The sequence below is a fragment of the Streptomyces sp. GbtcB6 genome (assembly GCF_019091475.1).
GTDB lineage: Bacteria > Actinomycetota > Actinomycetes > Streptomycetales > Streptomycetaceae > Streptomyces > Streptomyces hyaluromycini.
In genome coordinates, this window is sequence record NZ_JAGXJL010000001.1 from 218,408 (window position 1) to 242,484 (window position 24,077).

The 24,077-nt window shown below is 72.5% G+C and carries 25 protein-coding genes and 2 pseudogenes; 17 read left to right on the forward strand and 10 right to left on the reverse strand.

From position 1 onward, the window contains the following. Window positions 1-63: 63 nt before the first annotated feature. Window positions 64-1,008 (forward strand): carbohydrate kinase family protein, encoded by a 945-nt coding sequence (locus KVT45_RS01010; protein ID WP_217544852.1) that lies wholly within the window; start codon window positions 64-66, stop codon window positions 1,006-1,008. Between the two features lie 127 nt (window positions 1,009-1,135). Here KVT45_RS01010 and KVT45_RS01015 read toward each other — a convergent pair whose 3' ends face one another. Further along, entirely contained in the window at window positions 1,136-1,930 is a 795-nt protein-coding gene (locus tag KVT45_RS01015) for a methyltransferase (RefSeq protein ID WP_217544337.1), read from the reverse strand. 279 nt (window positions 1,931-2,209) lie between these two features. Here KVT45_RS01015 and KVT45_RS01020 point away from each other — a divergent pair, with 279 nt between their 5' ends. Beyond that, on the forward strand, window positions 2,210-3,337 hold the full coding sequence (locus KVT45_RS01020; RefSeq protein WP_217544338.1) for a magnesium and cobalt transport protein CorA: 1,128 nt from the start codon (window positions 2,210-2,212) through the stop codon (window positions 3,335-3,337). Window positions 3,338-3,360: 23 nt separating this feature from the next. Here the strand turns inward: KVT45_RS01020 and KVT45_RS01025 are convergent, their stop codons facing one another. Both KVT45_RS01025 and KVT45_RS01030 read right to left on the reverse strand, forming a co-directional pair. Next, window positions 3,361-3,774 (reverse strand): PPOX class F420-dependent oxidoreductase, encoded by a 414-nt coding sequence (locus KVT45_RS01025; protein ID WP_089100959.1) that lies wholly within the window; start codon window positions 3,772-3,774, stop codon window positions 3,361-3,363. 105 nt (window positions 3,775-3,879) lie between these two features. Beyond that, window positions 3,880-4,515, reverse strand: a complete 636-nt coding sequence (locus tag KVT45_RS01030; RefSeq protein WP_217544340.1) for a uridine kinase — start codon at window positions 4,513-4,515, stop codon at window positions 3,880-3,882. A gap of 203 nt (window positions 4,516-4,718) precedes the next feature. Between KVT45_RS01030 and KVT45_RS01035 the strand changes: the two genes are divergently transcribed. From KVT45_RS01035 to KVT45_RS56045, 9 genes and pseudogenes are all read left to right on the forward strand, one after another. Beyond that, the gene (locus KVT45_RS01035) at window positions 4,719-5,420 is read left to right on the forward strand and encodes a DUF2293 domain-containing protein (RefSeq protein WP_217544342.1); all 702 of its coding nucleotides are present in this window, start codon (window positions 4,719-4,721) and stop codon (window positions 5,418-5,420) included. A 176-nt stretch (window positions 5,421-5,596) separates the two neighbouring features. Then, a complete protein-coding gene (locus KVT45_RS01040) occupies window positions 5,597-6,076 on the forward strand; it encodes an anthrone oxygenase family protein (protein ID WP_217544853.1) in 480 nt (159 codons plus the stop codon). A gap of 211 nt (window positions 6,077-6,287) precedes the next feature. Further along, window positions 6,288-7,775, forward strand: a complete 1,488-nt coding sequence (locus KVT45_RS01045; RefSeq protein ID WP_217544344.1) for a glutamate synthase subunit beta — start codon at window positions 6,288-6,290, stop codon at window positions 7,773-7,775. Between the two features lie 354 nt (window positions 7,776-8,129). Further along, window positions 8,130-9,767 carry a PEP/pyruvate-binding domain-containing protein gene (locus tag KVT45_RS01050; protein WP_254646125.1) on the forward strand — a complete coding sequence of 546 codons (1,638 nt, stop codon included), beginning with the start codon at window positions 8,130-8,132 and terminating at the stop codon, window positions 9,765-9,767. Window positions 9,768-9,816: 49 nt separating this feature from the next. After that, the gene (locus KVT45_RS56035) at window positions 9,817-10,041 is read left to right on the forward strand and encodes a hypothetical protein (RefSeq protein WP_254646126.1); all 225 of its coding nucleotides are present in this window, start codon (window positions 9,817-9,819) and stop codon (window positions 10,039-10,041) included. 51 nt (window positions 10,042-10,092) lie between these two features. Beyond that, a pseudogene (locus KVT45_RS58020) lies at window positions 10,093-10,167 on the forward strand (hypothetical protein); the annotation flags it as partial. A 145-nt stretch (window positions 10,168-10,312) separates the two neighbouring features. Continuing rightward, complete coding sequence (locus KVT45_RS01060; RefSeq protein ID WP_217544346.1) at window positions 10,313-10,807, forward strand: hypothetical protein; 495 nt, start codon at window positions 10,313-10,315, stop codon at window positions 10,805-10,807. Between the two features lie 73 nt (window positions 10,808-10,880). Beyond that, entirely contained in the window at window positions 10,881-11,291 is a 411-nt protein-coding gene (locus KVT45_RS56040; RefSeq protein WP_254646274.1) for a hypothetical protein, read from the forward strand. Further along, complete coding sequence (locus tag KVT45_RS56045) at window positions 11,284-11,604, forward strand: dual specificity protein phosphatase family protein (RefSeq protein WP_368857547.1); 321 nt, start codon at window positions 11,284-11,286, stop codon at window positions 11,602-11,604. The genes KVT45_RS56040 and KVT45_RS56045 overlap by 8 nt, the downstream gene beginning before the upstream one ends. A gap of 108 nt (window positions 11,605-11,712) precedes the next feature. Here the strand turns inward: KVT45_RS56045 and KVT45_RS01070 are convergent, their stop codons facing one another. Further along, window positions 11,713-11,988, reverse strand: coding sequence for a DUF397 domain-containing protein (locus KVT45_RS01070; protein ID WP_089100964.1), 276 nt, complete (start codon window positions 11,986-11,988; stop codon window positions 11,713-11,715). Then, window positions 11,989-12,849, reverse strand: a complete 861-nt coding sequence (locus tag KVT45_RS01075; RefSeq protein WP_217544348.1) for a helix-turn-helix transcriptional regulator — start codon at window positions 12,847-12,849, stop codon at window positions 11,989-11,991. A gap of 362 nt (window positions 12,850-13,211) precedes the next feature. Here KVT45_RS01075 and KVT45_RS01080 point away from each other — a divergent pair, with 362 nt between their 5' ends. The 3 genes from KVT45_RS01080 to KVT45_RS01090 all read left to right on the forward strand — a co-directional run bounded on the left by KVT45_RS01080 (window position 13,212) and on the right by KVT45_RS01090 (window position 16,797). Further along, window positions 13,212-13,919: an ATP-binding protein gene (locus tag KVT45_RS01080; RefSeq protein ID WP_217544350.1), complete on the forward strand. Its 708-nt coding sequence runs from the start codon at window positions 13,212-13,214 to the stop codon at window positions 13,917-13,919. Further along, complete coding sequence (locus KVT45_RS01085; RefSeq protein ID WP_217544352.1) at window positions 13,916-14,350, forward strand: hypothetical protein; 435 nt, start codon at window positions 13,916-13,918, stop codon at window positions 14,348-14,350. The genes KVT45_RS01080 and KVT45_RS01085 overlap by 4 nt, the downstream gene beginning before the upstream one ends. A 572-nt stretch (window positions 14,351-14,922) precedes the next feature. After that, window positions 14,923-16,797, forward strand: coding sequence for an ABC transporter ATP-binding protein (locus KVT45_RS01090; protein WP_217544854.1), 1,875 nt, complete (start codon window positions 14,923-14,925; stop codon window positions 16,795-16,797). A 7-nt stretch (window positions 16,798-16,804) separates the two neighbouring features. Here the strand turns inward: KVT45_RS01090 and KVT45_RS01095 are convergent, their stop codons facing one another. Further along, complete coding sequence (locus KVT45_RS01095; protein ID WP_217544354.1) at window positions 16,805-16,984, reverse strand: hypothetical protein; 180 nt, start codon at window positions 16,982-16,984, stop codon at window positions 16,805-16,807. A gap of 154 nt (window positions 16,985-17,138) precedes the next feature. Then, window positions 17,139-17,783, reverse strand: coding sequence for a DUF899 domain-containing protein (locus tag KVT45_RS01100; RefSeq protein ID WP_217544356.1), 645 nt, complete (start codon window positions 17,781-17,783; stop codon window positions 17,139-17,141). Between the two features lie 235 nt (window positions 17,784-18,018). On the opposite strand from KVT45_RS01100, the gene KVT45_RS01105 reads away from it, so the two are divergent. Continuing rightward, on the forward strand, window positions 18,019-18,975 hold the full coding sequence (locus tag KVT45_RS01105; RefSeq protein WP_217544358.1) for an endonuclease/exonuclease/phosphatase family protein: 957 nt from the start codon (window positions 18,019-18,021) through the stop codon (window positions 18,973-18,975). 75 nt (window positions 18,976-19,050) lie between these two features. Here the strand turns inward: KVT45_RS01105 and KVT45_RS01110 are convergent. The 3 genes and pseudogenes from KVT45_RS01110 to KVT45_RS01120 form a co-directional block, all read right to left on the reverse strand. Further along, window positions 19,051-20,907: pseudogene (locus KVT45_RS01110) on the reverse strand (FUSC family protein). A 559-nt stretch (window positions 20,908-21,466) separates the two neighbouring features. Further along, window positions 21,467-22,198: a hypothetical protein gene (locus KVT45_RS01115; RefSeq protein WP_217544360.1), complete on the reverse strand. Its 732-nt coding sequence runs from the start codon at window positions 22,196-22,198 to the stop codon at window positions 21,467-21,469. A gap of 63 nt (window positions 22,199-22,261) precedes the next feature. Continuing rightward, a complete protein-coding gene (locus tag KVT45_RS01120; RefSeq protein ID WP_217544362.1) occupies window positions 22,262-23,029 on the reverse strand; it encodes a nucleotidyltransferase domain-containing protein in 768 nt (255 codons plus the stop codon). A 185-nt stretch (window positions 23,030-23,214) separates the two neighbouring features. Here KVT45_RS01120 and KVT45_RS01125 point away from each other — a divergent pair, with 185 nt between their 5' ends. Both KVT45_RS01125 and KVT45_RS01130 read left to right on the forward strand, forming a co-directional pair. Further along, window positions 23,215-23,628 (forward strand): RidA family protein, encoded by a 414-nt coding sequence (locus KVT45_RS01125; protein ID WP_217544364.1) that lies wholly within the window; start codon window positions 23,215-23,217, stop codon window positions 23,626-23,628. Then, window positions 23,625-24,077, forward strand: coding sequence for a GNAT family N-acetyltransferase (locus KVT45_RS01130; protein WP_217544366.1), 453 nt, complete (start codon window positions 23,625-23,627; stop codon window positions 24,075-24,077). The genes KVT45_RS01125 and KVT45_RS01130 overlap by 4 nt, the downstream gene beginning before the upstream one ends.

A 24,077-nucleotide genomic window follows, 5' to 3' on the forward strand; every position in this document is an offset into this window, starting at 1 on the left:
GAGGCGACGCCGCCCGGAAACCTGGCGCCGGACTGGCACGAAGCACTGGACGGGGACGAAGCCCTGGACAGGGACGGGGTACCGGACGGGGGCGGGACGCCCGGCCGGGGCGGGGCGCTGCTGGTCGTCGGGGACGTCGTCACCGATGTCGTCGCGCGGTACCGGGGACCGCTCGCGGCCGGCACCGACACGGGCGCCGCGATCCGGACCCTGCCAGGCGGGGCGGGCGCCAATGTGGCCTGCTGGGCCGCCCACACGGGCTGTGCGGACGTACGGCTGCTGGGGCGGGTGGGCGCGGACGCGGCGCAGTGGCACGAGCGGGAGCTGGTCGCCGCCGGGGTGCGGCCCCGGCTCGTGGTGGACCCGGAGGCGGCGACGGGGACGGTGATCTGCCTGGTCGACAACGGTGCCTCGGCCGAGCGCACCTTCCTCACGGACAGCGGGGCGTCCCTGCGACTGGAGCCCGCCGACTGGTCGGACGCGCTGCTCGACGGGGTGGCCCGGCTGCATCTCTCCGGCTATCTGCTGTTCTCCGAACCGAGCCGGGCGCTGGTGGCGGTGGCGCTGGCGGCGGCACGCGCGCGTGGCGTGCCGGTGAGCCTGGACCCGGCGTCGGCCGGGTTTCTCGTGGCGCTGGGCGTGGACCGCTTTCTGGAGCTCGTCGAGGGGGTGGACGTCCTGCTGCCGAGTCGGGACGAGGCCTGTCTGCTGACGGGGCTGCCCGATCCGGCGGACGCCGCGGCCAAGCTGAGCCGCCAGGTACCGCTGGTGGTGGCCAAGGCGGGGGCGGACGGCGCGCTGGTGGCCCGGTCGGGCGGCGTCCTCGCGCGCATCCCGGCCGCACCGGCGACGCCCCGGGACACCACGGGCGCCGGTGACGCCTTCACCGGGGCGTTCCTCGCCGCGCTGGTCGCCGGTGCGGACGCTCGGGAGGCGGCTGCGCGGGGCTGCCGGGCGGGCGCACGGGCGGTGGAACGCGTGGGCGCGAGACCGCCCGCCCTCGACTGACCACGCCCCCCGCCAGGAATCGGCACCGCTGCCCACGGCACCGCGCCCGACGCCGACGCAACCGACCACAGCACCCCGCCCGTGGCCTGCGGCACCGACGACGGCACCCCGCCAGGCATCGGCGGGCCTACGCCTTGCGGCCCCACGCCGAGATCATCGGGGCGGTGGCGAGGTCCATGCTGCCCGTGGCGACGTTGGCCAGGTGCTGGTCGATTTCCGCGTCGGTGGCCAGGCCGGCCGTGACGAGCCGGTCGCGGATCTGCCGGACGATGGCGGTCTCCAGGGCGGTACAGGCGGGCGAGGCGACGGGGAAGTAGGCGTCGGCCTCCACCTGGTGCAACCCGGCCTCGCGGAGCAGCCGCGGCAGCTTGCGGCCGTACGACAGGTCGGCGCCGCGTTCGGCGAGGAGCTTGCGGAAGCCCTGGCGCAGGCGGTTGGCCAGCTGCTGCTCGGGGCCGTACTCGTAGGGGCAGGTCAGAGGCTGGAGGGCAGGGTCGGCGTCCTCGATCAGGAGATGTCCGCCGGGACGCAGGGCCTTGATCATGGAGCGCAACGCCCGTTCCCGGTCCGGCACATGGACCAGGACAAGCCGGGCGTGCACCAGATCGAAGCCCTCCCCCGGCGGTTCTTCGGCGCCGACGTCGTGGGTGCGGACCTCGACCGGTGCGTGGGCGGCTGCCGCGAGCAGCGAGGTGTCGATGTCCGTGGCGACGACCTGGCCGGTCGGCCCGACCTTCTCGGCCAACCAGGACACCACGGAGGTGCCTCCGGCCCCGACCTCCCAGCAGCGCCGGCCTGCTCCGAGACCGAATGCCTCAAGGTGGCGGAAGGTGGTCGGGTCGAAGAGGCTCGCGAAGGCATCGAAGCGCTGTCCGGCCTCGCTCTGGCGGTTGGCGAGGAGATATCCGTCGGCCTGTGTCATGAAGCGATGATCCCAGTTGCCCGGCTTGTCCGCGGCGGCCGACGCTCCGCTGCGGCGAGCGTGCCGTCGGCGGACACGGGGAACTCGAATGACTCCGACAACTCGCAGTCGACCTGCAGGAACCCGAGTCGGGTATCCGGTTGTCCGCAGTTGTCCACAGGCGGGAACCAACCGGAACTCGCCGTTCCCGCAGGCTTACCCGTGTCTCACACCGGGCTGGCAGACTTGCCGGGCAAGGCGGGAAGCGTTGCACGAGTGGATCCACGCAAGGAGATCCGGATGACGATGGCAGGGAATCTGCGGAAGGTCACGGGGCTGGGCAGGGCCGGCGGCCTGCGCAGGGTGGCGCGGCTGGCCCGGCGGCTGCCCCGCGTCGACCTGAACCATCACGCACGGTCTCCGCTGGGCTCCTCGGTGGTCAACTGCGTGACGTATCAGGACGGGGTGCGGGTCCCGGAGTGCAGCGATCTGTTCTCCGCCGTGGAACGGGTCCGCAAGAAGGGCGAGGGTTTCGTCTGGCTGGGGCTGCACGAACCGACGGACAGCGAGTTCGCGGGCATCGCCGAACTGTTCGACCTGCACCCGCTGGCCGTGGAGGACGCGGTCGAGGCCCATCAGCGCCCGAAGGTGGAGCGGTACGGCGAGACACTGTTCGCGGTGTTCAAGACGGTCTGCTACGTCGAGCACGAGAAGCTGACGGCGACCAGCGAGGTGGTCGACACCGGCGAGATCATGGTGTTCGTCGGCGAGGACTTCGTGATCACGGTACGGCACGGCCGGCACGGCTCGCTGGGGCCGCTGCGCGAGGAGCTGGAGGCCACGCCGCACCAGCTCGCCAAGGGGCCCGCGGCGGTGCTGCACGCGATCGCGGACCATGTGGTCGACGACTATCTGAGCGTCACGGACTCGGTGCAGGGCGATATCGACCAGGTCGAGGCGGACGTGTTCGCGGAGAACGGCGCGCGGGCCGACCCGGGCCGGATCTACCAGATGAAGCGTGAACTGCTGGAGCTGAAGCGGGCGGTGGTGCCGCTCGCCAGGCCGATGGAGGAGCTGACCACTCGGCCGATACGAGTGATCGACCCGGAGATACAGGCCTACTTCAGGGATGTGCTCGACCATCTGATGCGGGCGAAGGAACAGATCGCGGCCTTCGACGAGTTGCTCAACTCCATTCTCCAGGCGCATCTGGCGCAGGTGACGGTCGCGCAGAACGAGGACATGCGGAAGATCACGGCCTGGGCGGCGGTGATCGCCGTGCCGACGATGGTGTGCGGTGTGTACGGCATGAACTTCGATCACATGCCGGAGCTGCACTGGCGGTTCGGCTATCCGCTCGTGATCGGCGTCATATCCGTGGCATGTCTGGTGCTGTACCGGGGCTTCAGGCGCAACGGCTGGCTCTGAGCCGTTCGCCCGCGAGCGGCGCCTCAGGCGGAGAAGGCGACGACCCTGCGCGGCACGACCCTGATGATCAGGCGGGTCTCGTCGTCCTTCTCGGCGGGCGGGTCGATGCCGAGGTACTTGTGGGAGAGCTCGTGCGGGAGCCGCTTGTCCTCGTCCGGGAGGATCTCGGCGGTGCCGCGGATCTCGGCCGAGTGGTAGGGGTTGGCCAGGTCGAAGACCGTGAGGCTGATGCGGGGGTCACGGCGGAGGTTGCGCACCTTCTGGCGGCCGCCGGTGGAGGAGAAGAGCACGGTGTCGCCCTCGCGTTTGATCCAGACCACCGAGTTGTGCGGGGCGCCGTCGGGTCCGAGGGTGGCGACGCTGGCGAAGTTCCTGGCGTCCAGGAGGGCCCGGAGCGAGTCGTCGAAGGTGACCGGAGTGATCGAGGAGGTCGGCATGCAGCCAGAGTAGTTAGATGCACGCGCATATAAAAGCGGTTTGCCGGATCACATCCCGAGACCGGCCGCTCCGGACCGGTCGCGTCCGTCCCGCCGCGACGCCGCTCAGCCACTCCTCCATGCCGGATGCCGCGGGTCGTCGGCGCGGACCAGGACGTCGGCCGTGCCGGCGGGGTCGGTCTCGGCCTCGTAGCGCTCGAAGGCGGGGAGTGTCCAGTGGTCGGCCTCGGAGGTACGGCGGCGCAGGGCGCCGGGGGTCAGGAGGAGGTGGACGGTCAGGTCGAACGGGAACCAGTGCCGCAGCAGGAGCGGTCCGTGCAGCAACAGGACGCCGCCTGGCGGGAGTTGGACATAGGAGCTGCGGGTGGCGCGGTCGGTGGCCGGGTCCCACAGGTCGGGCAGGACGCGGCCGGTCCCGCCGGGGTCGAGGGGGCCGAAGACCTCGCGCCACAGGGCGTTGGTGTCGAACCAGCCGCCGTAGTACGACTCCGCGTCACCGCGCCCGTACTCCAGGCGCAGCGAGGCCGGGCGCAGGAAGCCCTCGGTGCCCACGACCAGCGACGGCCGGCCCCGTACGCGCAGCGCTTCACCGACGCGCTCCGCGAGGTCGCCGGGCCGGGCGGCCGGGGCGCCGTCGAAGGCGACGCGTGGCCAGGCGCTCCCGTCGGCGGGCTTCAGTTCGACCAGCCGCTCGGCGAGGCGCTCGGCGAGCCGGTCCCAGGTGATCGCTTCGAGTCGCACAGGATCATGATGCCGGGTCGGCAGTTCGGGCACGTGGGGCAGGTTGCGGGGCAGGTTGCGGAGCAGCTCGCGGGGCCAAGCAGCGGCGGTGGCGGGCGGTGGGCGTGACGGGTCGCGAGCAGGGCGGAAAGAAGGCGCCGGCCGGCTCACAAGGGGGCGCGGACGACGTGAGATCAGCCCCCGAGGAGGGGAAAGTACCGCATATGACCCGCCTCGCAACTCCTCCTCACCACGGTGGACTTCTGGTCGTGCAGCCGCTGCGGCACAAGCGGTGTGCGGCGTGCAGCCGGGGGCCGCTGTCGCTGCTGGTGGTGGAGGACGGGGTGCCGCGGTGCCTGGAGTGTGCCGATCTCGGGCATCTGGTGTTCCTGCCGCGTGGCGATACGGCACTGACCCGGCGTTCGCGGGAGGAGAGCACGCTGTCGGCGGTGGTGGTCCGGTTCAACCGGCGCAAGAGCCGGTACGAGCGGCAGGGCGTCCTCGTCGAGGAGACCGCGCTGGCCCGGGCCGAGGCGCGGTGCCTGGCCGACGCCGAGGCGCGGCGGCGGCGCCGGGCACGGGACGCGAAGCGGCGGGCGGCCGAGGACGTGCGGTTCACGGAGGCGTTCGCGGCGGAGATCCTGCGCCTGTTTCCGGGCTGCCCGGTGGACCGGGCCCGGGCGATCGCGGCGCACGCGTCGGTGCGGGGCAGCGGCCGGGTCGGGCGGACCGCGGCCGGGCGGGCGCTGTCGGAGGGGGCGGTGGTGTCGGCGGTGGTGGCGGGGGTACGGCACGTGGACACGCCGTACGACCAGTTGCTGATGAGCGGGGTGCCGCGGTACGAGGCGCGGCGGCGGATCGCGCGGACGGTGGAGGCGGTGCTTCGGGAGTGGGAGGCCGGGGTGGAGATCCGCTTGACCGGGTGACGGCGGGCGGGGGGGGTGGGAGCCGGGGCGGGGTCGGGACGGAGACGGAGGTGGATGTGGGGGTGATTCTGGTCGGATGTGTATGTGGACGGGCTTCACAGTCATGGGGAGGGGTGGTCTGTGGGCATTGACCTGAGTGGCGGAGGTGTCCAGGGGCGAGAGTGGGTGTGGTGGTCGTGATCGACGGGCCGTATTACGTGCTGGTCCTGCTGGGGGTGCTGGGGACCGGACTGGTGGCGGGGGTGTTCTGCGGGTTCTCGGCCTTCGTGATGCGCGGGCTGTCCTCGTTGCCGCCGGCACAGGGGGTCGCCGCGATGAACGCGATCAACCGGGCGGCCCTGACCCCGGCGTTCATGCTGGTGTTCGCGGGGTCGGCGGTGGTGTGCGCGATGATCGCGGTGGTGACGTTCGTGGTGTGGCCGGACGACGGGAAGGCGGAGCTGCTGCTGGGCAGCGGGCTGTATCTGTTCGGTTCGTTCGGACTGACCGCGATGGCGAACGTGCCCCGGAACGAGGCGCTGGCCAAGCTGGAGCCGGGCACCCCGGAGGCCGTGTCCTACTGGCCCGTGTACGTACGCGACTGGACGCTCTGGAACCACGTGCGCACCTTCGCGTCGGCCGCGGCGGCGCTCGTCTACGTACTGGCGGTGTCCTGAGGGAGACGTGGGAGCAGGCTGCTCCCCGGCTGGACGTGGGCTGGACCCCGCCTGGTCGCTGCCTGGCCCCCGGCTGGCTTCCCCCTGAGGAAACCCCACCAGAAAGCGCTGTCAGCCACTCTGCGGGCGTCACCGAGCGGACGTATCGTGGCCGAAAGAGTGCCGCCCGATGATGCACGGCCTGGGGCAACCGCACGCGAGGAAGACGACCATGGCCGATCCCAAGGGGTTCATGACCACGCCGCGCGAGGAGTGGCCGCGGCGGCCCGTCGAGGAGCGGGTCCGGGACTGGGACGAGGTGTACGTCCCCGGGGCGCTGCTGCCGATCATCAGCAAGCAGGCGGACCGCTGCATGGACTGCGGGGTGCCGTTCTGCCACGACGCGTGTCCGCTGGGGAACCTGATCCCCGAGTGGAACGACCTCGTGTCGCGGGAGGACTGGCGGCGGGCAAGCGACCGGCTGCACGCCACGAACAACTTCCCCGAGTTCACGGGACGGTTGTGCCCGGCGCCGTGCGAGGCGGGGTGTGTGCTCGCGATCAACCAGCCCGCCGTCACGATCAAGAACGTCGAGTGCGCCATCGCGGACCATGCCTGGGCGGAGGGGTTCGCGTCGCCGCGGCCGCCGGAGCGGCTTTCCGGGCGGACCGTCGCGGTGATCGGGTCGGGGCCGACCGGGCTCGCGGCGGCGCAGCAGCTGACCCGGGCCGGTCACACGGTCGCCGTCTATGAGAAGGACGACCGGCTCGGCGGGCTGATGCGGTACGGCATCCCCGAGTTCAAGATGGAGAAACGCCACCTGGACCGGAGGCTGGGCCAGATGCGGGCCGAGGGGACGAAGTTCCGTACGTCGGTGACGGTCGGGCGGGACGTGCGGGCGACGGAGCTGCGGGCCCGGTACGACGCGGTGGTGATCGCGACCGGGGCGACGGCGTGGCGGGAACTTTCGGTGCCGGGCCGGGAGTTGGAGGGGATACACCAGGCAATGGAATATCTGCCGCTGGCCAACCGGGTGTGCGAGGGGGATCTGACCGAGTCCCCGATGTCGGCGGCCGGGAAGCACGTGGTGATCGTGGGCGGGGGTGACACGGGGGCGGACTGTCTGGGGACGGCGCTGCGGGAGCGGGCCGCGTCGGTGACCCAGCTGGACATCTACGCACAGCCGGGCGCCGAGCGGGACGAGGACCTCGAGCCGTGGCCGACGTATCCGAAGATCTACCGGCTGTCGGCGGCGCACGAGGAGGCGCGGGACCTGGAGACGGCGCCCTCGGCGGACGCCGACGCGCGGTTGTTCGCGGCGTCGACGCTTCGCTTCACGGGCGACGGGAGCGGGCATGTGCGGTCGCTGCATCTGGTGGAGGTGGACGAGGCGCGGCTGCCGGTACCGGGGACCGGGCGGACGCTCCCCGCCGACCTGGTGCTGCTCGCGCTCGGTTTCTCCGGGCCGGACCGGGAGGACGGGCTCATCGACCAGCTGGGAGTGGCGACGGCGCCGCGCGGGACCGTCTCCCGGGACACGGGGTTCGCCACGAACGTGCCCGGCGTGTTCGCGGCCGGGGACGCGGCGCGTGGGCAGTCGCTGATCGTGTGGGCGATCGCGGAGGGGAGAGCGGTGGCGGCGGCCGTCGACCGCTATCTGACGGGGAGTTCGCAACTGCCGTCGCCGATAACGCCGTACGACCGGCCGATGACGGTGTAGTCGCCGCTGACGAGTCCGGGGGCGGGGCACGGCAAGTGGGGTGGCGGTCGCCGGCGCAGGCGCAGGCGTGGACTGTGTGGGTTCTCGGCCCCGGGGAGGAGGCGGGGCGTACTGCTGGGGGACGAGTCGGTCGGGGTGTTCTCCTTCCGGCTCACGAAATCCCTTCGCCGTCGGCCGGAAAGTGGACAGCGGGCGGCATGGAGTTCAACGGCGGTGGGATTATGGGCGCAGGAGACGTGCAGCGGTCGGCCCGGAGGGCGGCGGCCGTGAGCGCCCCCATCCTTCGTTCCGTCGTCAGGCGCAGGGCCACCCCCGCGCGTCCCCCCTGTTGACGGCCGGTCCTGGAGGGTGCTGATGACGACGCTCGACGAACGTCATGGGCTGGTCGAGGCGCAGGACCCCGTCGCCGTTCCGCTGGACCAGCCGCTCGCCGCACTTCCCCTGCGTGCCGGTTCCAAGGCCGCCAACCTCGCCCGGGCCGCGAGTGCCGGGCTGCCGGTGCTCCCCGGATTCGTCGTCCCCGACGCCGCCCACGGCGATCCGGCCGCCCTGTGGCCGGCCTGGCAGGAGCTCTCCGAGGGCGGTGCCCGGCCACTGGTCGTACGGTCGTCGTCGCCCCAGGAGGACACCGGGTCCTCGTTGCTGGCGGGGCAGTTCGCGTCCGTTCTCGACGTGCGCGGCTGGGCGGACTTCGGTACGGCGGTGCGGGCCGTGCTCGACTCGGCGCGCCGGCCCGACGGAACTGTCGCGCCCATGGCGGTGCTGGTCCAGCCGATGCTGACCGCCCGCGTCGGCGGGGTGATGTTCGGGGCCGATCCCGTTGCGGGGCGCGCCGACCGGATGCTGGTGAGTGCGGTGCGTGGTGGGCCGGACCGGCTGGTCGGCGGTGAACAGGACGGGAGCAGTTACTGGTTGAGCAGACACGGGCGGCTGCTGCGGACCGAGCCGGCGGATGCCGGTGACCCCGGTGTGGTGCTCACCCGCGGCGAACTGCTGCGGCTGGCGCGGCTCGCGCAACGGGCCCGACGGGTGTTCGGGGGGCCGCAGGACATCGAGTTCGGGTTCGACGGGGACGGGCGGCTGTGGCTGTTCCAGAGCCGCCCGATCACGGCGATGGCGGCCCGCCCGGCGCGCGGGGCGCGGCTGTTCGGGCCCGGACCGGTCGCGGAGACGCTGCCGGGGCGGCTCCTGCCGCTGGAGGCGGACCTGTGGGTGACGCCCACGGCCCGCGGGCTCGCCGCCGCGCTGGACATCGGGGGCAGCGCGCCACGCCGGCTGCTGCGCCGGGTGCCGGTGGTGACGACCGTCGGCGGACGCGCCGCCGCCGACCTGCGCCTGCTCGGGGCGGCCCCGCCCGCCCATCGGTGGCTCGCCCTGGTGAACCCGGCGCCCGGGGCGCGCCGGCTCGCGGCTGCCTGGCGGCTGGGCCGGCTGTCCGCGGCGCTGCCCGGCCTGGCCACGGACCTGGTGGCCGACGTCGACCGGCATCTGGCCGAGGTCCCGGCACCGGCGCGGCTGCCCGCCTCCGGCCTCGTCGCAGAGCTGCGCTGGACGCGTGCGGCCCTGGTCTCGCTGCACGCGCAGGAGGCGCTCGCGGGCGCCCTCCTGCCCGAGCCCGCGAAGAGCCGTACCGCGGCGGGCGCGGCCCTCGCGGCCCTCGCGGAGACCCGGGCCGGGGGTGTACCGGACGCACGGGCGGCCGTGGTGGCCCCGGTGGTCCTGGCACTCACCGCGCCGGGCCTGCTGCGGGGCCCGGGCCGGTTGCCCGGCGGGACGCAGGAGCGGACGGCGACGCCCCAAGCGGGGCCCGGTCTATCGACCCGGCGGACGCTCCCACCCGAAGGCGCGGGGCACGAACCAACCCCGGAAGCCGCCGCACCCCTGCACCGGCCGCCCGCAGAAACCGCCGCCACCACACCCCCGACCGCCCGCCGAAACCGATCCGCGCGCCTCCCCCTCAAGCCACAGTTCCCTCGCGCTCCCTCCCCGTGAAGCCCTTCGTCTGCGGGTCCGGTGGGTTCAGGAGCTGCAGGTCCGGCTCGTGCGGGAGGCGGCTCGGCGAGTCGAGCTGGGCGTGGAGCGGGCCGGTCTGCTGCGGTGGCCGGAGCTGGTCGCCGTACTCGAGGGCGCCGCGCTTCCCGCCGATGTCCACGCGCGCGTCCCGGAGCCCGAGTCGCCGCCTCTCCCGGACGCCTTCCGGCTGGCGGGCGGGGAGGTCGTCGCCGAGCGCACCGGAAGCGGTGCCGCGCGTGGCGTGTCGGGTTGACGTGCGGTCGGGACGGTCTGGGACGGGTCCGGGCCCCGCCCGGCCGACGCCGTGCTCGTCGTACGGACCCTCGATCCCGCCCTCGCCCCGCTGCTGCCCGGGCTGACCGCGCTGGTCGCGCAGACCGGCAGTCCGCTGTCGCATCTCGCCGTGCCGGCACGGGAGTTCGGGGTACCGGCCGTGGTACCGCGGACGCGGTACGGCGGTTCCCGCCCGGGTCGCGGATCGCCGTCGACGGGACCGCTGGTGACGTACGGGCGGGAGGCCAGTGATGCGGCGGATCGCCTATGTGTTCGGCGGGCTGGCCGCAGCGGGGGCGGGGACGTACACGGTCGTCTACCTGTACCGGTGGCAGTGGCAGCGGGCCACCCTGTGCGGCGTGCTGCTGCTGGTCGTGGAGGTGATGCTGCTCGGCATCGTGCTGCTGGGGCGGCTGACCCGGATCGAGGAGCGGCTGCGGCACGAGAACGACAACGAGGCGACCTCCGTCCTCGTCCAGGTCGACACGCGCGGCGCCGGAATGACGGGCGAGCGGCGTGCGCTGGCCGCCGAGCAGGTGTGGGAGCGGTGCCGGGACTCCACCTCCGTGCCGTTGCGGCACGCGGCACTCGGCGACCTGGGAGGCGGCATGTTCGCCGGGGTCGTACGGCCCGCACTCACCGAGCACGACCGTATGCGGCTGCGCGGCTGCCTGGAGGACATCACCCTCGATCGCACCCACCTCACGGTCGTCGGCATCGGGGACGCGGATGCCGACGACGACTGACCCTCCGACGTGGACCACGCCCCACCCACCGACATGAACACGGACAACTCGCCCGCCCGAGCTCCGGGTTACGATGCCGAAGCGCCCCGTCCCCGAGTCCCCCGAGTCCCCCGGGTCGCCCATGGCCTTCGCCCTCCCCCACTCGCCCCGACGCGTGCTGACGATGGTCCTCGTCACCGTCCTCGGCTACGTCGCCCTGTGGGATACCGGCACGCTGGGTGTGCTGACCCTCTCGTACTGGGCGCGCCAGGAGACCCCGCCGCCCGCGGGGGCCCGGGCCGTGCAGGGCATCCGGCACTTCCAGCCGGTGGACGCGCAGGAGCGGTTGTGGCGGGGCTCGGCGCCCTCGCCGGCGGGCTACCGGGCGCTGGCCGGCATGGGGGTTCACGACGGTGGTCGACCTGCGTGCGGAGGACCTGGGCACGGACCGGTCGGCCGCGCCCGGGAGGGCCGGCCTGTCCGTCGTACGGCTGCCCGTGCGTGACGGGCAGACGCCGCGGCCCGCGCAGGTCCGGCGGTTCCTGGAGGTGGTCGCCGACGCGCCGGGCCGGGTGTTCGTGCACTGCGGTGCCGGGGTCGGGCGGACCGGGACGATGGCTGCCGCGTATCTCGTGCAGAGCGGGGAGCAGTCGCCGGTGGCGGCGGTCCGGCGCAATCTCGCGGTCGGACCGCCGTCGATCGAGCAGATCTACTACGGACTGAGCCTCGGCCGGGACCGGCTGAGGCAGCCGCCGTTCCCGGTGGTGGCCGTCAGCCGGCTGGTGGACGCGCCCCGGCGGATGTGGTCCTGGCTGTGACCTCCGCGTTCTGACGGCTCCGTAAGCGTCTGCCGTGGTCGATGATCAATTCAGCACCATTACAAAGGGGTTGAACAAGGAAAAGAAGCAGGTTCAAAAGAAGCAGGTTCAGGAGAGCAGGAAGTCGGCCTCCCCCGCCTTGGCGCCCTCGATGAAGGCCGTCATCTCGTCCGTGGTGTAGATCAGTGCCGGCCCGTCCGGGTCGGTCGACTGGCGGACGGCGATCCGGCCGTCGGCCAGCTTCATCGCCTCCAGGCAGTTGCCCCCGTTGCCGCCGCTCCACGGCTTGTGCCAGCCCTCGCTGCCCAGTTCCCGGGCAGGCATGCCGTTGTAGATCCGCTCGGTGCGGTTCCGCGGCCCGGACTGGGGCTTTATGCGATCCATTCACAGCTCCTTGCGGAGATCCCGGAGGATCTCCTTCGTGCGTTGTGCCGTAGCGGCCTGCGCCGCCATGCGGTCCATGACCTCCAGGTGGGTCGCCACCTCGGTGCGCGCGTCCAGGTAGACGGCGCCGGTCAGGTACTCGCTGTAGACCATGTCCGGCAGTTCGGGCATGGCAAATCGGAACAGCACGAAGGGCCCGTACGTCCCCGGGTGCGGCCCGCTGGAGAACGGGGCGACCTGGAGCGTCACATTGGGCAGCTTCGTGACCTCGAGCAGTCGGTCGATCTGCGCGCGCATCACCTCCGGACCGCCGACCGGGCGGCGCAGGGCGGTCTCGTCCATCACCGCCCAGAAGCGGGGGGCATCGGTACGGGTGAGCAGTTGCTGGCGTTCCATGCGCAGGGCGACATGGCGCTCGATCTCCTCCGGCTCCGTCTGGCCGACGGCGCCGGATTTCAGCACCCCACGCGCGTAGTCCTCGGTCTGCATCAGCCCGGGCACGAAGTGCGGCTCGTAGGAGCGGATCAGGCTCGCCGCGCCCTCCAGGCTGACGTACATGGAGAACCAGCTCGGCAGGATGTCGTGGAAACGCTGCCACCAGCCGGGCCTGTTGGCCTCCTCGGCGAGCCGGACGAAGAGGTCGGCCTCGTCGTCGGTCACCCCGTAGGCCTTCAGGAGCAGTTGCAGGTACGGGATCTTGAGGCCGACCTCGGCCATCTCCATACGGCGGACGGTGGCGGGCGCCACGCGGAGCACACGGGCGGCCTCCTCACGCTTGAGCCCTGCGCGTTCCCGCAGGTCGAGGAGGCGCCGACCGAGGACCACCTGGCCCACCGTCGGCGCGGACCGCGGCTCGCTCACGCCCCACCTCCACGAAGTTCCCTGGCCGGCCGGCCCATCGGGCCCGCCGGCGTCCTGGCCGTCACGCACATACAGGTGTCACCCGGCATGCTGACAGCCCAGCGGCGCCATTCGAAGACTCATTCGAAGATCTGACGGGGTGACCGAAATAGCCCGGAAGACCGATGCGACCAAACAGCCGGAACAATCCTGTTCGGTCACATCGGTCGCATTGGCCGGATCGGTCCGCCGGATCCTCACTGATCCCAACTGGCGCCGCTCGACATGCTGTTGCGAGCAGTGTGCCACGGCCCTTCACCGCGTCACACAGCACTCTGCATTTTTCAGAGTGACACTTGCCAAGTGTTCACGGCGGGGAGATAGTGGCAAGCGTGATTCCGTCCGCGCCCTTAGGAACAGACGCCGCCGAAGACCGTCTCGGTCTCGGTGCTGATGGGGGTCCTCCCGTGCGAACTCCTTCGAGCGTGGGGGAGGCAGCCGACCCAGGTGAGGGCACTGCCAAGCGCCGGTTCCGGTTCGAGCTGGCCGCTCATCCGGGTTCCCCCGCCCAGGCGAGACGCCTGGTGCGTGCCCGGCTGACCGGCTGGTCGGTCTGCGCGGACACCTGTGACACCGCCGCCCTCGTCATATCCGAGCTGGTCACCAACGCGATCGTGCACACCGCGAGCAGTCGCGTCGTGTGCGAGTTGCACGACCACGACGACACGGTGCGCATCGCCGTGCACGACGAGGGCTGTTCGCCCGATGAACCCCACCCGTCCCCTCAGCGCCCGGAGGAGGAGCACGGGAGGGGGTTGCTCCTCGTCGACGCGCTGTGTCAGGCCTGGGGGGCCCAGCAGCACGGGCCCGGGCTGCTGGTCTGGGCGGAGCTGTCGCGCCAGACCGATGCCGCCCGGGACAGGGCCGAGCCGCGCAACGACCTGGGCTGGGGTGCTCGCCCCGCTCCGGGACCGTCGCACGGCTCGCCCCACGGGCCCGCGCACACTCCGGTGCACCCACCGTCGTCGGGCTCCGGCGCGGAGGGGCAGTCCGAGGCGCTGGGGCCGGTGCCCCGGCGGAGGCAGCCATGACCGGCGCGCCCGGCTTCGGCCAGTCGCTGGGCCTCGACACCCTGGTCCGCCTGAAGCGCGACCGTCGGTCGTCCCTCGCGGGTGGCGGCGGGTCGTTCCCCGTGCCCGAGGGCATGACGGCGCCGCTGGGCTGCGACGCCGTGGCCGTACCGGCGCGGCTCGGGCCGCTGGTGACACCGCGGCTGCCGCGGGTGGGGTGCGTGTACGCCGATGGCACGCACTGGTGGTGGATCGTCCCGTCGGACTCCGACGACGCCCTCCCCTGGCCCGCCCCGGCCCGCTACAGCCCGGGCGCCCCGCTCCCCGGCACCGCCCGCCTGATCCACCGCCCCGAGGGCACGCTGCCGTACACCCCGCCGATTCCGCTGTACCTCGCCCTGTGCCGGGTGACGGGGACGACACCGGAGTGGTCCCGCCCCCTGAGCGCATGACGCTGCGCGGCTTTGGCCGACAGGGGGGTGCGGCCGACCGGTGCAAGCGCGAGGCGACCGGCCGACGGAAGTATCAGACAGCCGGTAGAAGATCGAGACCGGCTGGTAGCAGAACGAGCGAGCCGACGAGAACGTGCCGCCGGCCGGGTGGACGTATGACCCCGGATGGCCACAGAACGCCACGGGGGACCGCAGATCACCACAGGTGACCACAGATCGTCGCGGGTGACCACAGGTGATCACGGTTGTCCTCCGTAGCAGGAGGTTCGGGTCGGCTGATCGCGCCGCAGTCGTTCTCGGGCCGTAAGTCGCCTCGGGGTCGCCTCGGGGTCACCTCGGGGTCGCCTCGGTCCGCACCCCCCGCGCACTCCCCCACGCCCCGCGAGCCTCGTCGCGCGCCCTGCCCGGTGGCGGCTCCGCCCGCGATAGTGGCCGTTCGTCCACGGACACGACCACGACCACGACCCCCGGGGAGGATCGCGGTGAGGAAGAGGCGGGACACGGCGGCGCCCGAGGTGTCGGAAGTGTCGGAGTCGGAGCAGCTGCTGTTCGGGGGACCGCTCCGCTACGACATGGGCTGGAACCAGCACCGGGACGCCTTCCTGGAGCTGGACTTCCGCGCCATGATGACCCGGCTGCCCGGCATGCTCGCGTCCAGTCTGCGGCTGGCCCGGCAGGCGGACGCCCGGGCCGCGCGGATCGTGCTGGCCTCGCAGGTGGGCGTCGGGATGGCCCAGGCGGTGAGCCTGCTCGCCGTGAACAGCGTGCTGGGCCGGCTGATCGGCACCGGCACCATCGAGGAACGGCTGCGCGGCGCCGCTCCCGCCCTGGTGACCATGGCCGCCGTCATGTTCGTGGCCGCCCTGCTGCGCGCCGCGTCCACCTACGCCACCGGCCGCCTGGAACCCAAGGTCGAGCGGGTGGCGACCGAGATGTACCTGGAGCGGGCCGCGGCCGTCGAACTCGCCGCCATCGAGGACCACGCCTTCCACAAACTGCTGGACACCGCGCAGTACGGCGCCTCCTCCGCCCGCCGCATGATCATGTACGGCACACGCGTGGTGAACGCGATGATCTCGCTCATCGCCGCGGCCGGTGTGCTGACCGTGCTGCACCCGGCCCTGCTCCCGTTGCTGATCACGATGACGATCCCGAGCGCCTGGGGCGCCCTGACCAACGCACGGCGCCGCTACGAGTCGTTCCACACCTGGGTGCAGCACGCCCGCGCCGGTCACCTGATCAGCAGCCTGCTCACCGAGCCGGAGGCGGCGCCGGAGATCCGGGTGCACGGGGTCGGCCCGTTCCTGCTCCGGCACTTCCGGGCCATGTCGGAGGCGGCGGAGGCGGAGCAGGCCCGGCTGGCCCGGCTCGCGGCCCGTACCGGCCTGATCGCGGCGGCCTGGACCGGCCTCGCGACCGTCGCCACCTATGCGACGCTGGGCGGGCTGCTGCTGAGCGGGGCGATGGCCCTGTCGGTGGCCGGTACGGCGGTGATCGCGATCCGCTCCGGCTCGGCGAGCCTCAACACCCTCGTGCTGGAGATCAACACGCTGCACGAGGAAGCGCTGTTCGTCGGCGACCTGGAGCGGCTGTACGTCGAGGCGGCGGACCGCGCGATCCCGGTCGGCGGCGACCCGCTCCCCGACGACCCGCGGGAGATCCGCTTCGAGAACGTCACCTTCGCCTATCCGAGCGATCACCCCGACGACGCCACCCGCCCGGCCCTGGACGACGTCACGCTCACCCTCCCCCTCGGCCGGATCGTCGCCCTGGTCGGCGAGAACGGCTCCGGCAAGACCACCCTGGTCAAGCTGCTGGCCGGGCTGTACCAGCCGGACCGCGGCCGCATCCTGTGGGACGGCGTCGACGCGGCGCGGGCCGACCGGCACCGGCTCGCCGAACGCATCGCCATGGTCGCCCAGGACTTCAAGCGGTGGCCGTTCACCGCCAAGGTCAACGTGGCCGTCGGCCGCTCGTCGGCACCGCTCACCGACGAGCGGCTGGCCACCTCGGTCACGGAGGCGGGCGCGGAGGAGGTGGTCGATGATCTGCCGCGCGGTCTGGACACCCTGCTGGCCCGCAACTTCAGCGGCGGGCACGAGCTGTCCGGCGGCCAGTGGCAGCGGCTGGGCATCGCGCGGGCCGCCTACCGGCGCGGTCACATCCTGATCGTGGACGAGCCGACGGCCGCTCTGGACGCCCGGGCCGAGCTGGAGGTCTTCGAGAAGATCCGCGCACTGGCGGGCAACGGGCAGACCGTCGTACTGATCACGCACCGGCTGGCGTCCGTCCGCCACGCGGATCTGGTGCACGTCCTCGACCAGGGCCGGGTGGTGGAGTCGGGCACCCCCGACGAACTCCTGGCGAGCGGCGGTGTCTACGCGGAGCTGTACGCGCTCCAGGCGGACCAGTTCACGGCGAAGCTGCCGGTCCGCAAGGCCGGTTGACCCTCGGCTAGCCCTCGGCACCGCCGGCGCCGCGCACGATGACCAGGAACGTGTCCGTGGCCAGATCCATCACGACCTCGGCGGGCAGCCCTTCCAGCCGCCGCGCCTGCGCGAACTCCTCCGCAGGCCATGATCCTCGCGGTCCGCCTGCGGGAAAGCGTTCGAGCACGGTTCGCCCGCTCACCATCCTGCACCTCCAGAAATGCGTGCTACCTGTAGGAGTTAACGCTCTGGAGAACGCGAATGGCTCGCCCGGTGACGCTACTGAGACATAGTCGACACGCCGCCGGCGCGGACGGTGAGGATCCGTTGACTTTCGGCCACTTCCGTGACCGACTGTGTCAGTCTTCGTACTCGTCGTGATAACGGACGCCGTCGCTGCCCTCCGGCACCCGGCCGAGGACCGTCAGGTCGAGCAGGGAGGTGGTCGTGCCGAGTCCGTCGAGGCCGCGGTCGTACACCGAATAGGTGTGGAAGACCCGGTCGTACTCCCGTAGGAAGCAGCTGATCCCGGGCCGTTCGACCGGTTCGTCGTCCACGACGATGGTCGCCTCGAAGTCGCGGTTGAAGTCGCCGTGGTACGAGGAGTACCAGGGCAGCGGCCAGCCCATCCGCGCCTTGAACGGCAGGATCCTGGTGAACGGCGCCCGGGAGACCGCCGCGAACGAGGTGCCGCGCGCCCGCAGATGGGCGAGATGGCCGATCTGGTCCAGGAAGGCGGCGCAGCCAGGGCAGCCGGCCTCCCACTCCGGGGCGAACATGTAGTGGTGGACGACGAGTTGGGCCCGCCCGTCGAAGAGGTCCAGCAGGGTCGCCTTGCCGTCGCCCCCTTCGAAGACGTAGTCGGGATCCACCTCGACCATGGGCAGCCGGCGACGCTCGGCACTGAGCGCGTCCCGGGCCCGCGTGAGTGCCTCCTCCTTGTCCAGTAACTCCGCACGCGCGGCGCGCCACCGCTCACGCGAGACGATCTCCGGAAGCGACATGGGCCCTCCTGTACAACGGTCGGTTCCGGGTGGTGACCGCGGGAGGGCGGAGAACTCATCGGTGCGGCCGGAGTTTTTTCAGGCGAGCCACGGCAGGCGGGAGCAGAGCTCATCGCCCCGACGTACGGCACGGTCCTCGGCCGGGGTGAGCCGAACCGCGCATCCGGTCCCGGCTCTGTCGCGGCGCGGCCCTGACGAGCACGCTGGCCGCACCACCTCCTGGAAGGAGCCCGGCATGCTCCTGGGCACCTGGAACCTCGAAAACCTCTACCGGCCCGGCAGCCCCTACGGCCCCAAGGACAAGTCCGCCTACGAGGCGAAGCTCGCCGCCCTCGCCTCCGTGATCGGCGCACTCGACCCGACCCTGCTCGGCGTCCAGGAGGTCGGGGACCCCGACTCCTTGGCGGACCTGGCCGAACTGCTGGGCCCGAGCTGGCGGTTCGCCCTCTCCTCACACCCCGACGGCCGGGGCATCCGGGTCGGCTTTCTGGCCCGTACCGAGCTGACGGTGGCCGCCGACACGGCCGCCTTCCCGGCCGGACTGCGCCCGGTGCAGACGGACGACTCGGGCGGGACCGCCGCCGGGGCCGGGCGCGGCTTCCTGGCGGTCACGGTCCAGGCCCCGGCCGGACCGCTCACGGTGGCGGTGGCCCACCTCAAGTCCAAGCTGCTGACCTACCCCGGCGACCGTTTCTACCCGCACGACGAGGGCGAACGGGCGCGCTACGGGGCGTACGCCCTCTACCGGCGCGCCGCCGAGGCGACGGCGCTGCGGGCACTGGCGGACGAACTGCTCGCCGGGCAGGGCAAGTCCCGCGACATCGCGGTCCTCGGCGACCTCAACGACGAGGTGCAGGCGGCCACCACCCAGATCCTCCTCGGCCCGCCCGGCTCCGAACTCGGCACCACCGGCTACGACCACGCCGACAAGGGCGACGCCGTACGGCTGTGGGACACGGCCCCGCGCATACCGGCCGACCAGCGCTACTCCCGCATCGACTCCGGACGGCGCGAACTGATCGACCACATACTCCTCAGCCACCAGCTGGTGCACCGGTTGTCGGAGGCGGGCACGGGTCTGCCGGGCACCACCGCACCGCCGGACCTGCCGTCGGTGGGCGAGGATCCGGCGAAGCGGCGCGGGGTCCCGGGCTCGGACCATGCGCCGGTGTGGGCACGGTTCGCGGACTGAGACCGGGCGCCGGCCACGCCTTGGGCGCCGACCACGCTTCGGGCACCGCCCACGCCTTGGGCGCCGACCGGCTGACTACGCGGCGACCGGCATCCGCGGCACCACGAGCCCGAGCCGCTCCCCGTCCCGCTCCAACTCGGCGGCGAGGTCTTCGAGTTGACGGGTGTGCCGGGCGGTGAGCCGCCCCGTCTCGTCGAGGTGCACGGCACACGCGGTGGTGGTGTCCACGAGCCGTTCGAGTACGGCGGCCACCGCGTCCGTGCCCTCGGTGTGCCGGGCGAGGGCGGGCAGTTCGGCGGCGGCGAGGGCGATGGCGGTGCGGGCCTCGGCGAGGGTGCGGTAGGCCTCGCGGCGCAGGGCCCAGCGCTCGCCGCGGTCGCCGGACCCGCTCAGTACGTGGTCGAGATAGGCGTGCGCGGCCCGCCCGGCCGACCCGAGGCGGGCCCGTACCCCGCCACCCCGCTTCCCCGCCATCGGCAGATGGCCGACGATCAGCACGATCGCGCAGGCCAGCAGTGTCTCCCCGATGCGGCTGACGGAGGCCTGCGGTTCGCCGCCGACCATGACCAGGGCGAGTACGAGGACGGTGACGACGGCGGTCTGGGCGCCGAAGTGCCGGGTGGACACCGGGATGACCGCCCCGCAGACGGCCACCAGCACGATGAGCCCTTCGGGCCGGGGCAGTACCGCGGCGAGGCCCGCGAAGACGAGGGCGCCGAGCACGGTTCCCGCGGCCCGGCACAGCACCCGGGAGGCGAGCGGCCCGAGGTCGGGCTTGACGAGGAAGACGGCGGTGGCGGGCAGCCAGTACCAGTGCTGGTGCTCGCCGTACCAGCGGGCGTGGTGCAGGGCCTGGGCGATGGCGGCGCTGGCCCCGAAGCAGAGGGCGACCCGCAGCCCGTACTCCCGCCCGCCGCTGCCGAGCGCGGCCCGTACCAGGTCGAGGGCGGGGCGGCGCCGGGCCGGTGGCCGCTGCTCGCCGCCCCCGGCCCGGTCGAAGGTCTCCGCGGCGCGCAGCAGGGCGTCGTCGAGGGCGCGCAGTGCGGGCGCGGACCGCGAGGGTGCGGGCAGCGGCCCGGTGCCGCCGTTCACCCGGACGGCGGCGGCGAGCCGCCGGGGTCCCTCGGCCGCCCGCGCGGATATCGGCTCCCCGGCCCAGGCGAGGGCGGTGGCCGCCTCGGCGAGGGGCAGGGCCGCGGCGTACTGGGCGTGCAGCCGGCGTTCGGCGGCGGAACTGGCGTACCGCCGCAGCCGGGGCCCGGTGAGCGCGTCCTGGGCGTGGTCGAGCGCAGCGGTGAGCGCGGCACGCCGGGGGCCGGCCGCCTCGCCGCCCACCGCGTCGAGCAGGTCGGCGACGGCGTCTTACACGGCACCGACGGCGTCCCGCTCCCCGTCGAAGCGGAAGTCACCGGCGATCGCGCCGGGGGTGGGCAGGGCAAGACGCAGCACGACCAGCCACCCGGCGCCCGCGAGAAAGGCGAGGGCCCGCTGCCAGCCTGCCTCGGCGACCGGCATCCCGGCGCCGATGGCGGCGGCGACCAGCAACTGCGTCCCGGCTCCGGAGGCGACGGTCCCGACGGCACTCATACCGCCGGCGACCAGCCCGAGTCCGGTGAGCAGCAGGGTCAGGGGTACGGCGGTGAGGTGCTCCCCGCCGTACGTCCCGACGAGCAGCCCGAGCGCACCGGCCGCCGCGGGAACCCCGAGCCGCCGTACAGCCGACCGCCGGCTGCCCGGCCGGTCGTTGATCCCGGCGAGCATGGCGGCGATGGCGGCGACGACGCCGAGGGAGGTGCGGTGGAACAGGACGGCGGCGAGCAGCAACGGCCCGGCGGCCAGCGCCCCTCTGGTCACCGCGCTCCAGGACACGGGCCCGCGCTGGGCGCGCAGGGCGTGGGCGAGCCAGGGAGGCAGGGCGATACGACGGGACACGGGGCTCCTGTCCGGACGAGGGCGGGGTGTGCCTTCGGGCGACGGTGGCCGGGCTGTTGGCTTCGGTGTCCACGGTAGATCGCGTTCCCGTACGAAAAGGTGCGTTCGCATTTCGTGGGTGTGACAAGTGCCCCGGAGAGCCGCGTTCTTTATGAACGCAATTCCGTGCGGGCCCGATTCGGGGCGGAACGCGAGCGGGCCCGAGGGCGTAGCCTGCCCCCGGGCCCCGGAATGCCACCCATCGTCACACGCCGGCACACTTGAGAACCCGGGTCAGTCGTAAGGTCGCCGCGTCCTTCCTTTGGACCACCACGCATCGAGCTGCGCGGGCAGGACTTGAACCTGCATTTCGACGTGCTGGGGCCCGGGCCCGGTCGATCCGGCGATCGGCGGCGAATGCTGAGTCTGGAGCGAGAGTCTGAGATTCAACGCGGTCCGCCCGATGTGCACTTTATACACCGTGTGCACTGTGGATACGACCGCTCTTCACGACAAGGCTCAGCTTCAGCTTTGCGCTCCTCGCGCACCCCGGCCGCAGGGGCCGGGGAGTCTGGAAGGGCTATCCGAAGAGATAGCCGAAAACGGCGTCCCCGACCCGCTGGTCGACGACGTCGGCGCCGTTCGCCTCCTCACGGGCGAACTTGACCGCCTGCTGCAACTTCTCGACCCGGTCGAGGAGTTCGTTGACGCGCCGTGCGGGCAGGGCGCCCGAGAACTTCACGGTGGTCCAGTACCCCACCGGAACGTCCTCGTAATACACCTCGACCTGAGCCGGATGCTTCTCGGTGGCCTCGGCCTTCACGTGGTTGCGAGGCACCTTCTTGGTGCGCAGGGTCCGCACCGGCTCGGTCTTCCAGGCGTCGGTGGAGGGATCCTGGACCCACGACTCGGAGGCGTCGAGCACGGGCAGCTTCCGCACGAAGGTGTTGAGGTCGACGAGCTGCTTCTCCAGGAACAGCAGATAGGCGACGGGCACGTCGGTGACCAGCACCCGCCCGTCCACCTTCACATCGGCCCTGGCCTCGCAGTTCGCCCAGTCCTTGGTGGCGGTCACGTCGAAGAGCCGCGTCAGCGTGGCCGAGGTCTCCCGCAACACGTCCTCGGCCTGCACCTGAACCCGCGTGGACTCGGGCGGCAGTTGCTCGCCCTCCTCGTCCTTCGGCTGATACGTCCGCGAGATACCGGCCAGCAACGCGGGTTTCTGCAACCCGTGATGAGCTGACGTCAGGTCCTGATGCGCCTTGGACTTGATGCCCTTCTCGACCGCGATGATCTGATTGAGTTTCGCCACGTGAAGGACGGTAGCAGCGGCAACTGGCCTATTCCCAACCATTATTTCGAGCGGACGGATACATCACCCGAAGCCGAATAGCAGCTCGGCCCCGGCAATGGCTCCGACCAACTCCCCTGATTCCGCACGCAATCCGCCGAGGATGTCGTCGACGCCCCGCAGCCCGGCCCGCTCCAGCAGCCGTTTCTCGTTCGTCACCCACTCTCCCCGGGCCGCGAGAACAGCGTGACCGGTCTGGAGGGCGGCCGTGGCGACGGCGCCGGCGACCTCGGTGAGGCGGCCGTTCGGGGCGTGGTTGGCCTTCGCGTAGGCGAGGGTGGCGCGGGCGGCACCACCCCAGTGTTCGGGGGCGGTGACACGCAGTCGTTCGGGATAGGCCGCCGGGCGGGGCAGGGTGCCGCTGAGCACGCGGTTGACCGCCAGCTCGGCGACGACCAGGTAGCTGGGGATCCCGGCGAGATGGAACAGCAACGGCTCCACCCGGAACCGCCCCTCCTCCGCCTCGGCCAGCTCCCGCTCGACCACGTCGAGATCGCGGTAGTGCACGTCCACACGGCGACCGTCGACGGTCAGCCAGGCCCCGCCGTTGAAGACACCACCGCCCCACCCGCCGACCTCGGAGACCTCGCCCTCCCACCCGAGGGCGCGGAGGTCGGCGGGGTCGAAGGGACCCCGGTAGTAGACGGCCAGGTCCCAGTCGCTGTCGGGACGGTGGGTGCCCTGCGCACGGGAGCCACCGAGGGCGACGGCCCGGACCGTGGGGAGGGCGGCCAGGCGGTCGGTGACGGCCTCGAGGAAGGTCCGGTCGGGCTCGGCGTTCGCGGCGGGCATGGCTCACAGCATCCCGCGCGGCCCGTTGTCAGTGCCACGCGTTATCAATGAAGGCGCTGGTGGGCGGAGAGTCCCTTCGGCGGCCTTCCTGTCCTGCGCCGCCCGCGGCGGGAAATTCGGGTGCGGCCGTCCGGCGCGAGCGCGGATGATCGACGGGTCCTCCGTCGTTCGTTCCAGGAGCCCCAGTGATCCAGCGCGTCACCGCCCCGGCTCTCTTTCCGCCGCCCGGCTACTCCCACGTCTCCGTCGTCGAGGCCGGTACGAAGCTCGCGTTCCTCGCCGGTTCCGTTCCGCTGGACGACGAGGGGAGGCTCGTCGGGGAGGGGGATCCGCCGCGGCAGGCCGAGCGGGTGATCGCGAACCTGCGGGAGCAACTCCGCTCGGTCGGCAGCGACCTGGAGCATGTGCTGACGACCGACGTGTACGTCGTGAGCAGTGAGCCCGCGGTGCTGTCCAGCGTCTGGGAGGTCGTCGAGGCCTCCGGGCTCAGTGCCGGGCCGCACTCGTCGACGCTGATCGGCGTGGCCTGTCTGGGCTACACCGGGCAGCTCGTGGAGATCACGGCCACGGCCGTCGTACCCGAGGAGGCGCGGGGATGAGCACCGGGGTCGTGCTGCGCCGCGCCGGCGGGCCGGACGCCGCCGGGGTCGCCGACGTCTGGCTGCGGTCGTACAGCACCGCCCTGCCCGCCGTCGTGCGGGCGCACTCGGACGACGAGGTGCGCGCGTACATCCGGGACGTCGTGGTGCCGGAGCGGGAGACGTGGGTCGCGGAGGCCGGTGGCCGGGTCGTCGGGATGATGGCCCTCGCGGGGGATCTGCTGTCGCAGCTGTATCTGGCCCCCGAGTGGCGGGGCCGCGGCATCGGTGACCGGTTCGTCGCGCTGGCCAAGGAGCGCTCCCCGCAGGGGCTCACGCTCTGGACCTTCCAGGTCAACAAGCCCGCCCACCGCTTCTACGAGCGGCACGGCTTCGTCGCCGTCGAGTACACGGACGGAAGCGGGAACGAGGAGCGGGAGCCGGATGTGCGGTACGCGTGGCGGCCCTGA

Coding starts and splice junctions, on each gene's coding strand:
- KVT45_RS01015 (WP_217544337.1), bottom strand. CDS start 1,930: ATGACACAGGCCGACGGATATCTCCTCGCCAACCGCCAGAGCGAGGCC.
- KVT45_RS01020 (WP_217544338.1), top strand. CDS start 2,210: ATGACGATGGCAGGGAATCTGCGGAAGGTCACGGGGCTGGGCAGGGCC.
- KVT45_RS01025 (WP_089100959.1), bottom strand. CDS start 3,774: ATGCCGACCTCCTCGATCACTCCGGTCACCTTCGACGACTCGCTCCGG.
- KVT45_RS01035 (WP_217544342.1), top strand. CDS start 4,719: ATGACCCGCCTCGCAACTCCTCCTCACCACGGTGGACTTCTGGTCGTG.
- KVT45_RS01045 (WP_217544344.1), top strand. CDS start 6,288: ATGGCCGATCCCAAGGGGTTCATGACCACGCCGCGCGAGGAGTGGCCG.
- KVT45_RS01050 (WP_254646125.1), top strand. CDS start 8,130: ATGACGACGCTCGACGAACGTCATGGGCTGGTCGAGGCGCAGGACCCC.
- KVT45_RS01060 (WP_217544346.1), top strand. CDS start 10,313: ATGCGGCGGATCGCCTATGTGTTCGGCGGGCTGGCCGCAGCGGGGGCG.
- KVT45_RS56040 (WP_254646274.1), top strand. CDS start 10,881: ATGCCGAAGCGCCCCGTCCCCGAGTCCCCCGAGTCCCCCGGGTCGCCC.
- KVT45_RS01070 (WP_089100964.1), bottom strand. CDS start 11,988: ATGGATCGCATAAAGCCCCAGTCCGGGCCGCGGAACCGCACCGAGCGG.
- KVT45_RS01085 (WP_217544352.1), top strand. CDS start 13,916: ATGACCGGCGCGCCCGGCTTCGGCCAGTCGCTGGGCCTCGACACCCTG.
- KVT45_RS01090 (WP_217544854.1), top strand. CDS start 14,923: ATGGGCTGGAACCAGCACCGGGACGCCTTCCTGGAGCTGGACTTCCGC.
- KVT45_RS01095 (WP_217544354.1), bottom strand. CDS start 16,984: ATGGTGAGCGGGCGAACCGTGCTCGAACGCTTTCCCGCAGGCGGACCG.
- KVT45_RS01100 (WP_217544356.1), bottom strand. CDS start 17,783: ATGTCGCTTCCGGAGATCGTCTCGCGTGAGCGGTGGCGCGCCGCGCGT.
- KVT45_RS01105 (WP_217544358.1), top strand. CDS start 18,019: ATGCTCCTGGGCACCTGGAACCTCGAAAACCTCTACCGGCCCGGCAGC.
- KVT45_RS01120 (WP_217544362.1), bottom strand. CDS start 23,029: ATGCCCGCCGCGAACGCCGAGCCCGACCGGACCTTCCTCGAGGCCGTC.
- KVT45_RS01130 (WP_217544366.1), top strand. CDS start 23,625: ATGAGCACCGGGGTCGTGCTGCGCCGCGCCGGCGGGCCGGACGCCGCC.